Source organism: Pseudoalteromonas holothuriae (assembly GCF_945859825.1).
Taxonomy (GTDB): domain Bacteria; phylum Pseudomonadota; class Gammaproteobacteria; order Enterobacterales; family Alteromonadaceae; genus Pseudoalteromonas; species Pseudoalteromonas holothuriae.
Map to the genome: position 1 here is coordinate 82,332 of NZ_CAMAPC010000001.1, position 14,086 is coordinate 96,417.

Annotated in this window: 12 protein-coding genes; 3 read left to right on the top strand and 9 right to left on the bottom strand. The window is 39.8% G+C overall.

What is annotated here, in order from left to right; all coding sequences use genetic code 11:
• Positions 1-322 precede the first annotated feature (322 nt).
• Positions 323-661 carry a hypothetical protein gene (locus OCI93_RS00345; RefSeq protein ID WP_261625540.1) on the bottom strand — a complete coding sequence of 113 codons (339 nt, stop codon included), beginning with the start codon at positions 659-661 and terminating at the stop codon, positions 323-325.
• Positions 662-754: 93 nt separating this feature from the next.
• Positions 755-1,024: a hypothetical protein gene (locus OCI93_RS00350; RefSeq protein WP_261625541.1), complete on the bottom strand. Its 270-nt coding sequence runs from the start codon at positions 1,022-1,024 to the stop codon at positions 755-757.
• 300 nt (positions 1,025-1,324) lie between these two features.
• Between OCI93_RS00350 and OCI93_RS00355 the strand changes: the two genes are divergently transcribed.
• Complete coding sequence (locus OCI93_RS00355; protein ID WP_261625542.1) at positions 1,325-3,472, top strand: hypothetical protein; 2,148 nt, start codon at positions 1,325-1,327, stop codon at positions 3,470-3,472.
• Positions 3,473-3,519: 47 nt separating this feature from the next.
• Here OCI93_RS00355 and OCI93_RS00360 read toward each other — a convergent pair whose 3' ends face one another.
• From OCI93_RS00360 to OCI93_RS00375, 4 genes are all read right to left on the bottom strand, one after another.
• A complete protein-coding gene (locus OCI93_RS00360) occupies positions 3,520-5,208 on the bottom strand; it encodes a hemolysin D (RefSeq protein WP_261625543.1) in 1,689 nt (562 codons plus the stop codon).
• A gap of 178 nt (positions 5,209-5,386) precedes the next feature.
• A complete protein-coding gene (locus tag OCI93_RS00365; protein ID WP_261625544.1) occupies positions 5,387-6,574 on the bottom strand; it encodes an acetyltransferase domain-containing protein in 1,188 nt (395 codons plus the stop codon).
• Between the two features lie 135 nt (positions 6,575-6,709).
• A complete protein-coding gene (locus tag OCI93_RS00370) occupies positions 6,710-7,099 on the bottom strand; it encodes a hypothetical protein (protein WP_261592514.1) in 390 nt (129 codons plus the stop codon).
• 175 nt (positions 7,100-7,274) lie between these two features.
• A complete protein-coding gene (locus OCI93_RS00375) occupies positions 7,275-7,787 on the bottom strand; it encodes a TIGR00645 family protein (RefSeq protein WP_261592513.1) in 513 nt (170 codons plus the stop codon).
• 442 nt (positions 7,788-8,229) lie between these two features.
• On the opposite strand from OCI93_RS00375, the gene OCI93_RS00380 reads away from it, so the two are divergent.
• A complete protein-coding gene (locus OCI93_RS00380; protein ID WP_261625545.1) occupies positions 8,230-10,218 on the top strand; it encodes a S8 family serine peptidase in 1,989 nt (662 codons plus the stop codon).
• 45 nt (positions 10,219-10,263) lie between these two features.
• On the opposite strand, the gene OCI93_RS00385 is transcribed toward OCI93_RS00380, so the two are convergent.
• Together OCI93_RS00385 and OCI93_RS00390 are read right to left on the bottom strand one after the other, a co-directional pair.
• Positions 10,264-11,535, bottom strand: coding sequence for a Xaa-Pro dipeptidase (locus OCI93_RS00385; RefSeq protein ID WP_261592511.1), 1,272 nt, complete (start codon positions 11,533-11,535; stop codon positions 10,264-10,266).
• Between the two features lie 359 nt (positions 11,536-11,894).
• A complete protein-coding gene (locus OCI93_RS00390) occupies positions 11,895-12,152 on the bottom strand; it encodes a helix-turn-helix domain-containing protein (protein WP_261592510.1) in 258 nt (85 codons plus the stop codon).
• Between the two features lie 263 nt (positions 12,153-12,415).
• Between OCI93_RS00390 and OCI93_RS00395 the strand changes: the two genes are divergently transcribed.
• Positions 12,416-13,141: an XRE family transcriptional regulator gene (locus OCI93_RS00395; protein ID WP_261592509.1), complete on the top strand. Its 726-nt coding sequence runs from the start codon at positions 12,416-12,418 to the stop codon at positions 13,139-13,141.
• Positions 13,142-13,313: 172 nt separating this feature from the next.
• Here the strand turns inward: OCI93_RS00395 and rluA are convergent, their stop codons facing one another.
• Positions 13,314-13,967 carry a bifunctional tRNA pseudouridine(32) synthase/23S rRNA pseudouridine(746) synthase RluA gene (gene rluA / locus OCI93_RS00400; RefSeq protein ID WP_261592508.1) on the bottom strand — a complete coding sequence of 218 codons (654 nt, stop codon included), beginning with the start codon at positions 13,965-13,967 and terminating at the stop codon, positions 13,314-13,316.
• Positions 13,968-14,086: the final 119 nt, after the last annotated feature.

Below are 14,086 nucleotides of genomic sequence, written 5' to 3' on the forward strand. Positions count from 1 at the left end.
TTCACCGGAGCCAACACAGGCTGGTTGTTCATCAAATAGCTGACCATATTGTATGCTCGGGGTTGTTAAGCATTGATTAGCAATTGGTTTTTGTCATTCCAGCGCCAGTACCTGGACCAATTTGGGGAAACGAAAGACGGTGATAATTAGATACCTTGGTTTGGGTAAAGCTATCCGTATTGTGACAACCAATACACTGAGTTGGGATAAAGCTTGGTGGCTCCCCACCATCAGAAGGAGGTGGGGGCAGGTAAAGATATAAATAAGCCCCGCGTTTTTGAGACTCTGTAATGGCCGACTTATTACCTTTGATGTAGTCAAATCAAGGATTTTCAGTAAAGTTCATTGATTGTTGGTAAGCGGCAATCGCCTTCATAATGTTATTGTTGGTTACCAACTCCTCATCAGGCTCATTGGTTTGTCCATACACATCTTCAAATAATTCTCGCCAATGGTTTTTAAATAACTCACCATTTGTGACAGCAGGAAAGCGAGATTGAGCGGCAAGTAAGCAGCCACCAGTATTTGGGTACGGTACATCGGCTGTGCTGATCCCTTTTTCTGGTGCCAGCCAGTCTAAAAATTCTACTCTGGCGTCACGAAATAAGCTGTGCTTTTCAGTCCATGCATTGAAAATGGTGGGGGGAGTTGCGAGGCACATAAAACTGACCAGTCACGGTTTCTCTACCTGGTCCTATCGTATCAGCCTCTTTTACCAGTGTGCCCACTGGTAACGCAAGGCCACCCCCACCACCTAAGTAAGGGTGATGACAGCTTGCACAGGCAACATCCTGAGCGCTTTAGAGAAAAGCAATAGCTTACCAAGTTTTACTTCTGGGTCGTTTACTGATGGTATATTCACATTTGAGGTGAAATCCCCAATTAGTTCATGTTGCTTAATCAACTTTGCAAGTTTGTCGTCCAGACCTTCATTGTTTTGGAAAGTAGCTTCGTGAGCAAGTACATGGAGAGTAAACATGCAAAAGCTGGCAAGCAAAGCAATCCGTCTAGTTATTTCTATCATATTAGCTTCCTTTGAGATGAGGTTGGCCTCATTTTTCAACTTATACCATCAACTTTTATTTGCAAAATATAAAATTAAAAAATTCCACTTGAAGTTAAGGTGTTGTTTTATTAAATTTTTTGTTTCTTTTATTGCATCGGTTGATTTTTTGGTTAAATTTAGGTTAATTGATTTTGCGCATTTAAGAAGTCACAGAGTTGACTAAAGCACAATTATTGGTTAAAAAAACACCTACCTATGAGTTTGTTTATTACACACAGTGGTGCTTGAATACGGCTGCTCAAATAAGGATATTTTGAAATGTTTTACCCGTTTTGTAGAGTTACCTTGCTGATCTTTGTTACGGTTTTAAGTTCATGTAAAACAATCGACGAAGGAGAGATTGATTATGTGCGCACTGTTAATGGGCTTACAACCGCATCGACAAATAAAGAAGTTTGTAGCATGAAGTTACACCAGCAGTCATTGCAAACTCGTGATGGCTATACACGCAATTGCTATGAATCGCTACACCGTAAGTATGCAGATGTGCCTGCGATTAGAAAAGGTGAGTCAATATCAGTGCATCTGATGCAAGCGTTTATTCAAGATGCCACCGAGTCTCGCTCATTGATGGAAAGAGTGCGTGCAGTGGCATCTAATGCTGAAGTTACCGTGATTGCTAATGTGTGTGAGCAAGGTATTAAAGGCTGTGGTTTAGAATTTGGCCCAAGTACAGATACCAAAGGCAGAGTTATTTACTTTTCTAACGGAGTAAAAGCTAAGCAATATTTAAATTTCTCGTACTTACCTGTATATGGGCCAATTGAATATCAAGGTGGGCCGCTTATTGTTCAACTCGCTATTATTGAACTAGATAACATGACAGAAGAACAAAAGGCTTTATTAACTAAACTAGCTGAGATAGGAAAACAAAAATTTGCGCCAGCAAGTGATGTACTATCTGTGCTAGATGGCTTAGGTTCTAGTTTACTCAGTGGTGGGGGTGATGATGTCGTATTTAAATATACCTTTACAATGATGCCGGATGGTGCAGATAAGGGTTATCCATTTCCCACTATATCAGCAGGTAACTTTGCGTTTGTTAAGAAAAAAACAGTTGAGTTAGAACAAGAAAAACAAATATGGGATGAACTTAAATTTGATAGTTTAACGGGGCGGCTTGTTAAGGGCTGTTCACAAGACGATGTTAAATTAAGCAAGCACCAGGTGATTGAAAAGAATAAGGTTAAAAAGCAATACGATTATAATCCTTGCTCTGAGCCAAGTGATCAGTATTTATATGGCTATAAAGATTATCGTGATAACACATATATGACATTGCAGGTGCAATCTGGTTTTTCGCCTCGTACTTTAGATAAATCACAAACCTTAAATGAGTTATTAAGTGAGCTCTCAGGTAGCGAACCAAAGAGCGCTGAACAATTAGAAGGTGATATAAGTAAGCTAACGCAGGCTTACTACCAAGCAACAGCACTTGATAATTTAAGAGCGCCTATCTCTTCAATGGCTCAATACTCCAAAACTGGCGAGCAACTATTACTTGATCAATTTGAGATTGCTGCGCATATCTTTGAAAATACTTTAAAGCAGGCTATTAATGATACTAAATGTGATAATTCTAAACACAAGTGTCCTAAGTCGCTCACAGCTGAGCAAATATTAAAAGTGATTTCACATGGGCGCAACTTACTCACTCAATTAGGTTATCGTGGCGATTTAGATGAAGCGTTACCGTTGGACTTTTCACTTTTAAAATATGAGTCTAAAGCAACTGCAACAAATATAGCCTCGGTATTTATAAAAGCATATAAGCAATTTGAGCAAGCTCAGCGATATAATTGGTTCAGATCTTCATTAGTCAACATTACCAGAGAACTGTTAAAGTTAACGCACCTTTTAACTCGTGAGGAGTCGTTACTACCGAGCTCAGTAGAAAATGTAAAAGTGAAGCTAGATAAACTAATAGAGTCAATTCGACAGGAACAGGAGCGATTTATATTGACTCAGTGTAACGTAAAGCCAGACAAAGATGTTTGCCAGCGGATAATGAGTAGTGTGCAGCTTAGTATTATTAATCAAGATATGTTTGACTTTCTTCAAGTGCTGCCTGTATCGGGCACGAAGTGCCATGATAAAGGAATTAAATTGGCTCGACAAAGGCTTGCCTCATTTATCATAGGCAGTCACATTTCGCTTAGTGAATCGCAGCGATCATCTGCAAAAGAGGTGATTAAGAAAGTTATTGAAAGTGAAAAAGCTTCTTTGACTGAGCAGCAAGTAGGCTTTAATAGGGCAACCCTAATAGAGTTATTTGATGAAAGGTTAGAGTTAGCTGTAAATAAGCAACAGTTGTTAACATTGACTAAGCATAACTTGTTGCCCCTTTCAGTTATCGATACCGACAATATCTCTAAATATGTTGGTTGCTTAATGAGCGGTAAATAAATGGCAGCTAGGCAGGGTCAACGTGTTTTCGTTGACCCCAAAAAAGGTTATTCAATAATCCACTTTGCTGATGTGCTATTTGCATCACCATGGCGGTTTAAATGAATACCATTGGTATCATTATTGAGCCACATATATTGCTGCCAGTAGATGTTTTTTATATTCCAAACGCCACCTTGGTAAATGAATTGATAGGTTGCTTTATCCGGTGAGTTTACTAATTTGGCATATCCAGATGAGCGAGTACTGTAGCCAAAGAATAAGTTTGCGTTTAGTTTACTCCTTAAATAAAACGCCCCGTCTTGAGTCGGTACTTTAATAAACTCTGTGGCATCACCTGAATGAGCGACTAGTTTTGCGTCATTGTATAAGCCATCTTCGGCTTTTACTGGTTGAGTATTTAAGGCCGACTTTACGGTAATGATTTGACCGATGTCTGCAGATTGCTTTGGCGCTTGCCAGTCATTTGGTGGGATTTTCCATGTGAGTGATTTCCAACGCCAGTTATATGGCATACTCATATGTGAGTCGTGCAAGTCTTCGTAACCAGGTTCTGCTTCTATGTTGTATAAACACTGGCGTCGTTCTGCATCTAATTGTGCTACGCGCTCAAGTTGATTATCAGTACCTACATTTAGTGCCAACATACACTCTGCTAATGTTTTACCTAAGCCTGTTTCGTTGGGAGCTAACACGTAAGTATGATCGCGACGTTGTTGATTATCATACCAATTGAGCATGACTTGTTCATCAAATGAAAGCCAGTTATCAACCAATGTCTGTGCTTCTTGGCGCGCTACTTGTTCTCTTTGCTCTGGGTGAACCGCCATAGTGCGAATAAATGCTGCCCAAAGATCTTTACTCGCTTCTAATGCCACTAATGCAACGGGCTTCATGCTACTAGGCTTATAACTATTCCACGTTGAATCTAATCGAGTATCTTCATGCCAAATCACATCACCACTACTGAAGTTAAGTACGTCCTTGGTATCGTGGCTATGCTGTTCTGCACCTTCAGAGCATAAGTATGCTTTAACTTGCCAGATTTTTTCAAAGTTATCATTTGGTAACCTTACAGTATGTTCTGGGCTAAAGGAGTCTTGGAATAAATGAACTGCTCGGCCAAATAAAAAGTAGTTGTGATCCACTTCAGCTTGCGCTGAATAACCCCCCCCATCCCACACTTTAATACGTTTATTTTGCGCCATAGCTGCATTAACAAAGTGTGTAATAAAGCGCTGCTGGCCTCGGCGAGCTGCGTCTACTCCACCTTGACCTGCTACGTCATCATAGCGACGCATAAAGTGATCTTGTTGTAAATCTGCGGGTTCTTGTGAAATTGCGCTAAAACAATTTGGTCCGGTTGGATCTGTGCTGGCACTTGAAACGTTGAATCCAGCTATATCAACCCAGCGCTCACCTACAATTGCGGCGTAAATGTTATCAAAGCGTGGTTGATAGTGAATATTGTTATTGGTATATGCGCTAATGCGTTCAATTTCTGTATAGGCAGTGCTTAAATCGATATTTTTAGCTAAACCATTTTGCCATGTTGGGCGAGGGTCGTTCGGATCTGGCGCAATTATGTGCTCGGCATCTAATATTTCTAATGCTGCCGTGCGAGTTAGCCATTCATGACCCATTGGAATAGTACCGCTGCCGCCAAGTTGAGTAAAAGCAATGCTATTGGTTGAAGTTGCAAATGCCATCAGTAGGCAAAGACTCATTTTTTTCATGTATTTTCCCGTGTTAGTTATTTTTCTATAAATAAACATTCATTGAATGTTTGTTCGGGAAACACTAATTGAATTAAATTAATATTACAAATATTTTACTATTGGTCTCTTTTGGTTACTTCTGTACGATAAGTACTACGTTCATTTTTGGGTTATTCTATTTTTACTATTGTAAGGTTTATAAATAACTTAAAAGAACGCTTTTAGAGCTGCGTTTTAACTGAGCATAACGTTTACAGGGTACATACAAAGCAATAAGCAGTATCAACCACACTGCTACAGTCAAAATTAAACTAGCCTCATAGTTTGGTGGTAATTTTGATGAATCAAAAAACATATTGATGGGCTCACCGTATTTGAGCCAAGTATATAGTTGAGCACAACCATTTATGATAGGAACATGAATTAAATAAAAGAATAAGGGCACGGCACCAAAGACTTTAAGCCATGCTAGAGTTGGGTATAAACGCGCCTTATCAGTCATTTTTTCCAGTTGTGCCAATAGTACTAAACCAGGACCAAGCGTCATTAGTAAGTATTGTAGAGAAGGGGGGTATTTGTGAGTATCTAAAAATGAGAGTATGGATGTAATGGCACTATCTTGTGGATTAAAAAGAGTGGGGTCGCCGTAAATATTCGATACTCTTAGTAAAATAAAAACCATGGTAAAGCACAAACCCAATCGAGTAAGGTATTTTATTCGTATTGTTTGTGGCCATAAGTAAGCTTGACCTAATACATAACCAAGTGCCATCACACTAAACCATGGGATTAACGGATACGCAACGTAGATATTAAGTGTATTGTTGTATAAGTTAATCGCGCCAGGGCTGTGTAAAAGTGTCCAAAGCCACTCAAAATTGACTAGTGTTTGTGTCATTTCTATATCATCAAATGCGTTGTGTATAAGCAAAATAGGCACAGTTAAGGTGAGTATCCATTTTGGCTGCAAGTAAATAAGTGCAGATAACAACACCATTGACCAGCCTATGACCCAAATAACTTGTAATATGATAGTGTCGTAGTGTCCTTGCCAGCTTGGTGTTATCACTAACACTTCTAATAAAATAAGCCAAACGCCTCGGCTTAATAGAAAGTGACATAATTTGGTTTTATTTTGCACTTTTTGACCATATAAAAAAGCACTTATGCCCGTTAAAAATACAAAAAGTGGGGCGCAAAAATGGGTGATCCAGCGGGTGAAAAACCATGTCCAATGGGTGTATTCTAGATCTGTTGGCGAAAATAGCGTAACGCCCCAAAAACCTCGAGTATGATCAAGGGCCATCAATACGATGATAAGTCCTCTTAAAATATCGATGGATGTTAATCTAGAAGACAATTGCTGCGTTGACGCATAAGACATAGATGTTTACCTTAGTCGAGTTCCTTTCACACCTCAATTGGGTGAAGGTTGTACGATGTCCATTAAGCGTTAAGCATAGGAACAAATACTTTTTATGTAAAGTATTTGTAAACTTGCATGGTTATCCAAATGGGCTTAAGGTTTGTTGACGAGCCAATCATAGGCTACGTTTTCATTGAAAAAACTCTTGATATTCATCGTGTGTTTTTGAGCAAAAGTTTCTATCAAATCACTTTTGAAGTCGGCAGGGTCTACCACTCTGGCTATATACATATGACTAAAAAGCTGCTTAATAACGTTAAGCACTTTGAGCACGTCACTGCCGCTATATCCCAACGTTAATTCAGTCACATTTAGCAACAGTTTGTTGAGCTTTGTTGTGTCTGCTGTTTTTTTGATCGTTTGGTACATGTTCGCAATGTCATCTTTGGAGCCGCATCCTTTGGCCACGACATGTATGTAGCCAAGCGTGTGATAGATATCTAAGGAATATGAAAATGGGTTTGCATGCGCTGTTGATGTCATTAACTGCGTACTTCTTAATGGCTATGCATTAGTATTAGCAAATGCGGTATAAGCAAGCAAGGTTGCAATACAAGTAAATTATTGTCTTAACAAAAATATAAAAGGGCGAAGTTAAGACATGGGCATGGGATAAGTGCCGCAAGCAGTATATTTTAATACTCACTTGCGGTTTTGATCAATGGTGCTGTGTTTTACTATTGATATAGTCTGTAATCGAAAATAGTATGCTTGAAGCAACAAATGTCATATGTATTGCGACTTTCCAAAATAGTTGCTCTTCAGTGAAGTTGCGCCAATCAAGAAATACTTTAAATAGCTCTATTGTTGATATTGCAACAATGGCGCTTATTAACTTTATTTTTAGTCCTGAGAAGCCTATTTTTCCCATCCATAAAGGGCGATCTTCATGTTGCTCTACATTTAATTTTGATACGAAGGTTTCATAACCACTGAATATGATGATCAATAATAGCCCTGCTAATAAAGCCGTATCGACCAAAGTTAAAATGTTAATTAACATTTGCCCATTAGTGGCATTCAGTGTATTGACCACCATTACACCCAATAATTTAAAAAACTTGACTAACAACAGCAATACAGCCACGAATAAGCCGAAGAAAAGCGGGGCTAAAAGCCATCGTCCCGAAAATATTAGCTTTTCAAAGTGTGTTTCAATTTTTTCCTTCATTGTGTTCTCAGTGTTTTTTTAGCTACTCGAAATGGTTGCAGAAAAAACCACAAAAGAATAGAAGTATTTTGACTGAGCCTAAATTAATACCACTATTGCTCGTGATTTCTTATTGTAATCTCGTTTGCTCTCCCATTAGCAAGGTTACGATTAAAGTTTTTATCAAATTGAGTATTGCGCTATATCGGATTTATATGGATCAAGTATGGCAAGCGTGTTTATTACTTTTCATTTACAGTATCAAAACTCATTTTTTGTTTCGCATTAAATAATTTTTCGTTTTATTTTAGTTAATTTTATATTGCATTCTGTAATTTATTTGTATAGTTTGTACCTCTATTAGGTTGGTTTCATCATAAAAAACGATTTATCACAGGAGCTATTTTGCACAGTGGATGGTGTACACAAAAAATAATAAAAGCCATTTAGGATAAAAATAATAATGAATCAAAAATTTGCCCTTAGCGCATTAGCCGTATCGTTACTTACCGCAAGCAGCATGTCAGCCATGGCAAGTGAGGCTAAAACATACATCATCAAACAAAATAACTTAAAAGCATATATGCTCTTGGATGGGATGCGTGCAAACCAAGTTCAAAGCGTCCTACAAAGCAACAAGTTACAGACTTTGTCAGCGACATTAAGTGAAGAAATTTCAACCGTGAGCTTAACCGATGAGCAAGCTTCAATGCTCAAGCGCTCAGGCCAATTTGAGTACATCGAAGAGGATTTTGAATACCAGTTATTCTCTAATACTCAGGTCAGTCCCTACGGTATTGCTCAGGTACAGGCTAATTTGGTTGCTGATAGCAATGCTGACCTAATGAAAGTATGTATTATCGATTCAGGTTACGATCTCGGTCACCCAGATTTACCGCAAAATGCGACCGGTTTTGCCGATGCAGCAGTCGGTGTGTGGTATCGCGATGGCTCAGGACATGGCACACATGTGGCAGGTAGCATTGCAGCGCTCAACAATAGCCAAGGCGTACTTGGTGTATTACCCAGTGATAAAGTGGCCATTCATGCGGTACGTGTATTCGATGATAATGGTAAGCAAGGCTATAACTCGAGAATAGGTCGAGCTGTTGACAACTGTGTCGAAAATGGTGCGAATGTTATCAATATGAGTCTGGGTGGAGCTGGTAAAAGCCAATATTTAGAAGAGCGCTTGAACTTAGCTTATGACCAAGGTGTATTAGTAATTGCAGCAGCAGGTAATGATGGCGATAGTTCGCTAAGTTACCCCGCCAGTTACGACAGTGTTATGTCGGTTGCGAATATTAATGAGCAACGTCAGAAAAACGATTCATCACAATATAATGCACAAGTTGAAATTGCTGGACCGGGTACGGATGTACTATCGACCGTTCCAAGAGGAACTGGTGTTGTCGCGAACGTGAGTGTATCGAATCAAGCCTTTGAAGCTTCAGGCATGACTCATTCGGTTGAAGGTAACGTAACAGCATCACTTGTAGACTGCGAGCAAGGGCTTGCGCAATGTACAGCACCGGCCAGTATTTGTTTAATTGAACGCGGAGGCGCAACATTTGCTGAAAAGGCAAAAAATTGTCAAGCGGGCGGTGGTATCGCAGCGGTTATATATAATAATGCGGCAACAACTTTTTCAGGTACGCTTGGTGATGATGAAAACCATGGTGTGACAATTCCGGTGTTAGGTATGTCAGGGCAAGATGGTGCTACATTAAAAGGACTATTGGGTCAGCAGGTTAATGTACAGTTGGAAGCGATTTCTGATTATGATAAAAAGTCAGGCACCTCAATGGCAAGCCCTCATGTTGCAGGTGTTGCTGCGCTTGTTTGGAGCAACCACAATCAATGTAGCAATGTTGAAATTCGCCAAGCACTGAATGCAACAGCGATAGATTTAGGGGATGCGGGGCGTGATCACAAGTTTGGCTATGGTTTGGTACAAGCTAAAGCAGCCTCTGATTATCTAACTGCAAATGGGTGTGGTGGAGACGTTCAAAACCAATTACCACAGGCTGCATTTAGTGTTTCATGCGATGTTTTAAGCTGTCAGTTTGATGCCAGTAATAGCAGTGACTCAGATGGTCAGATCAGCGCTTATGAATGGCGTATCAATGGGCAAGCATATGTAGGCAAAATAATTTCGCATCAGTTTGCTCAAGCTGGTAGTTATCAAGTATCACTTGAGGTAACGGACAATAGTTCAGCAACAGCTATTACGACTAAAACTATCGCAGTAACAGAAGGTAATGTTGGCAGTGAGTGTCAAGGTGTTGAAGCTTGGTCTGCTGCTAAGACATATCGCTCTAAAGGTACGTTAGTATCTTATCAGGGTAAAAAATACCAAAATAACTGGTGGCATAAAAATAAGAATCCGGCACAAAACTCTAATATTGGTAATAATTGGAAAGTGTGGACAGATTTAGGTGTTTGTAACTAATTCAAACTATTAAAGCTAAAGCCCGCTGCTGCGGGCTTTTTGTAATTAATGGTTTTTATAAACCTTACCGTCTTTCATCACAAAACTGATCTGCTCTAATGTAGAAATGTTTGTTAGTGGGTTATCATCTACCGCGATGATATCAGCCAAGTAGCCGGTCTTGATTTTCCCCAGCTCAGGTTGCTTTAGTAATGCAGCGCTATTTATAGTTGCTGACTGTATTGCTTGCAGCGGTGTCATACCAAATTTGACCATACGTGAGAATTGCTTAGCGTTGTCACCGTGTGGGTAAATTGCAGCATCAGAGCCAAACACCATGTTTAAACCAGCTTTGACGGCTTGGCGAAAGCTTTCACGTTGTGCTTTTGAAACGAGCTTTTCTTTATTTATGTTTTCTTCAGGCACGCCATTGGCTTCACCGAAGGCGAGCGTATATTCGGTATTGTAGATATCACACGATAGATAAGTACCATGTTGTTTTGCCAGCTCAATGGCTTCATCATCCATAAAGCTACAATGTTCGATGCTATCTATGCCGGCACGAATAGCAGCCTTAATGCCATTGGTACCATGAGCATGCGCGGCAATGATAAGCCCTCTTAGGTGTGCTTCTTCAGCTGCTGCTTTTAGCTCTTGTTCACTAAATTGTTGAACCCCGACTTTAGTCCCTTTGGAGAATACGCCACCAGTGGCACATATTTTAATCGTATTGGCACCATATTTTATATTTTCACGCACTTTTGCCCTTACAGCCCAAGGGCCATCTGCAACGCCACCTGCCACTGACTTTTTCTCAGGGGCGCTAAAGTTATCATCACAATGCCCTCCTGTAATTGAAATTGCGTAGCCGGCACTCCAAATTCGAGGACCGATTACTTCACCTGCATTGATTGCATCACGCGTTGCGATAACGCTATAACCAGGTGCACTTAAATTACGAATAGTCGTAAAGCCTGCCATTAAAGTGGTTTTTGCATTTTTAACTGCTTTGATTGTTTTTCTAGGTATAGAATAATTCTTTGCAGCCAAAAAATTATCGGCGGGGTCGCTCGTCAAGTGTACGTGCATATCCATTAATCCCGGTAAGAGTGTTTTACCTTCGAGATTAATGACGATTGCATCACTGGGCACATCGAGTTGTCCTTGCTGAGCGATATTGATAATGCGGTTATCTTCTATAAACAGGCTTGGATTAGTGATCCTCTTCCCTGACTCTACATCAATATAGGCGGCGGCATTGAGCACGGTAGTTTGTCCGTATGCGAAACTAGAGAACAAACATAAAGAGGCGAATGAATTTAAAAGAGTATTTTTCATATGTGATTATTTGTTGCTTATTATTGGTTAACTGAGTATTAGACATTCAAAGCAAGGTAGCGAGTCGCTTGCGACAAAAACAATGTTTACTGGGGTAAGGTTAACAGCCCGATATTTTATCATGGTATTTGGCTATATTTTTTAATAAAGTGCCCGCTGGTTGCAATTGGGCGGTAAATCGCAGCGGGTATAAAGCACAGGTATGATGACCATGTCATTCCAGTGGTTAAGAGCTGCTCGGTCTAGATAACGAGCAAGCGTAGCACAAGCACAAGGGGTATGCTCAAGAGGATTATTCATCATGTCATATATCAATTGATGCATTGGTTAGTACCGAGTTTTACTTCGTATCAAGGTGGTTATCTTGATACTTGAGAGTCTGTCATACCGACGATCACTTTTGCTACATCCATCAAGTATACATCTTCAAGTAAGCCTATCACATCGTTCCATCGGGGGTTATATTCATTGTTTTCCCAGCGCCTAAGTGTACGCTCTTCAATACCGTAACTGGCAGCGGATTCTGCTTGAGTAAAGCCTCTGCATTTACGTGCAAATTTTAGAATATCTGACCCTTTGGGCGTGCGATTTGTTTGAGTACTAATGTTTGAGTGCATAATTTTATATTTTCCTTCATTTGTTACGCAAAAATACTGTTTTCCAGTGAAAAACGTTATATCTTGATGTATAATCCAGCACTTAATACGCATCAATTAGAATGGAAAGGGAACTTTCAATGTTGTTTGTGCGTATTTTTTTAAATTCTAGATCTAAAAATTACGCATTTCAAATGTTATTTTAGCTTTTGCATTATTTTTTGTTTGACCAATGTCATGAAACGCGAAATTTTTTACTCTTAAAAAATAAGGGAAACTTTGATATGTCTGAAAACTATAGCGATAGTATAGCGAGCAATAGCGCTGGTTCTGCGTCATTCTCTACGCGTGTTGAACAGGCGATTAAACCAGACAGTATTCGCATGTTTGCGTCAAAAATAGGTGTCTCTGAAGGGACTCTGCGTAGAATATTGAAGGGTGAAGATCCGAAATTGAGTGTTATTGAGCGAATTGCTGAGCAAGCACATGTTGATTTTATGTGGTTGGTAAAAGGAGTTGGTGAGTCGGTTAACCATAACAGTGATTCGCCATTATTGAGCCAGCGGGTTGTGAGTGTTGATGAATTTGAAGAAGAGTTTATTTTAGTACCGGGTTACCACATTTCAGTGAGTACTGGGCATGGTGCATTCAACGGTGCAGCGCGCATTGAACGCCATTTGGCTTTTAGAAAAAAGTGGATTGATTATAAAGGGTTAGATAAAAGTCAGTTAGCTGTTGTTTTTGCTAAAGGCGACTCTATGGAACCAACAATTCATAACAACAACACTATTTTGGTTGACTTATCAGATAAAAAACTCAGTGAAGGGCTAATTTATGTGGTTCGATTGGGTGAAGAGCTCTATGCAAAACGGTTGCAGCAGTACTTAGACGGTTCAGTACGTTTAATTAGTGACAATAAAGAATATGTCGATCAGCATATACAACCACACGAACTTGAGCAGTTAGAGATCATTGGTAAGGTTGTATGGATAGGTAAAGATCTTGCTTAGTACATAGCGTGCCATACAGGCACGTTATAAACTTAAGATATACCAATTTGATTAAAATATTGATCATTTTAGCGAGTTAAATGACTCATGTTGAGTAACGGTATAGCGGAGCTTTTGCCTGGTTACTAAGTTATTTATCTGTCGCAATATCAGATTATTTATTTAATACTCATTAAAATGGCACTTTTGCTGTGAATGTCATTAACTGCTCGGTGTAAGGGTGGCAGATCTGTAACATTTCGGCATGCAGCTGCAACCGAGAAGCTGCTGTAAGTGCCTCGTCTTTAGCATAGAGCCTATCACCTAATATTACATGGCCAAGCGATAGCATGTGTATGCGTAACTGGTGGGAGCGGCCAGTTATTGGCGTAAGCTTAACGCGTGTTGCTTTATCTTCGTAATTTAGTACTTCAAAATGGGTAAGTGAGGGTTTCCCTGTTTCATGACAAACCATTTGTTTAGGACGGTTAGGCCAGTCACATGTCAGAGGTAAATCGACAGAGCCTGAAGGTTGCTCAAGCTTGCCATGCACTCTGGCAATGTAGTGTTTGTTGGTCAACCTATCTTGAAACTGAATACTTAAAAAACGATGGGTCTCTTTTGACATAGCTAAACACAATACGCCAGAAGTGGCCATATCCAGGCGATGTACAATTCGCGCGCTAGGAAAGACGGTATTGACTCGATTAATTGCACTATCTGCATGTTTGGGATCTTTGCCCGGCACGGTGAGTAAACCACTGGGCTTATTGATAACCAACATATGATCATCTTGATACAGAATGTCTAAATACGGATCGCGCGGTGGCGCATAGTTTAACAACACTGGTTTGGCCTTAATTAATATGAGCGCCGTATTCTAGCGAGGTTTTGCTTAATAGCAAACTTAACCTCGTTATCTGTCATGCTTATTGTTTTTGGCACTGTAGGTCAACAAAAGTAGCT

What these genes read in the sequence shown, in the direction of transcription:
- OCI93_RS00390 (WP_261592510.1), bottom strand. Translation starts at nt 12,152, where the DNA reads ATGCACTCAAACATTAGTACTCAAACAAATCGCACGCCCAAAGGGTCA.
- OCI93_RS00350 (WP_261625541.1), bottom strand. Translation starts at nt 1,024, where the DNA reads ATGATAGAAATAACTAGACGGATTGCTTTGCTTGCCAGCTTTTGCATG.
- OCI93_RS00345 (WP_261625540.1), bottom strand. Translation starts at nt 661, where the DNA reads ATGTGCCTCGCAACTCCCCCCACCATTTTCAATGCATGGACTGAAAAG.
- OCI93_RS00395 (WP_261592509.1), top strand. Translation starts at nt 12,416, where the DNA reads ATGTCTGAAAACTATAGCGATAGTATAGCGAGCAATAGCGCTGGTTCT.
- OCI93_RS00375 (WP_261592513.1), bottom strand. Translation starts at nt 7,787, where the DNA reads ATGAAGGAAAAAATTGAAACACACTTTGAAAAGCTAATATTTTCGGGA.
- OCI93_RS00385 (WP_261592511.1), bottom strand. Translation starts at nt 11,535, where the DNA reads ATGAAAAATACTCTTTTAAATTCATTCGCCTCTTTATGTTTGTTCTCT.
- OCI93_RS00355 (WP_261625542.1), top strand. Translation starts at nt 1,325, where the DNA reads ATGTTTTACCCGTTTTGTAGAGTTACCTTGCTGATCTTTGTTACGGTT.
- OCI93_RS00360 (WP_261625543.1), bottom strand. Translation starts at nt 5,208, where the DNA reads ATGAAAAAAATGAGTCTTTGCCTACTGATGGCATTTGCAACTTCAACC.
- OCI93_RS00380 (WP_261625545.1), top strand. Translation starts at nt 8,230, where the DNA reads ATGAATCAAAAATTTGCCCTTAGCGCATTAGCCGTATCGTTACTTACC.
- OCI93_RS00370 (WP_261592514.1), bottom strand. Translation starts at nt 7,099, where the DNA reads ATGACATCAACAGCGCATGCAAACCCATTTTCATATTCCTTAGATATC.
- OCI93_RS00365 (WP_261625544.1), bottom strand. Translation starts at nt 6,574, where the DNA reads ATGTCTTATGCGTCAACGCAGCAATTGTCTTCTAGATTAACATCCATC.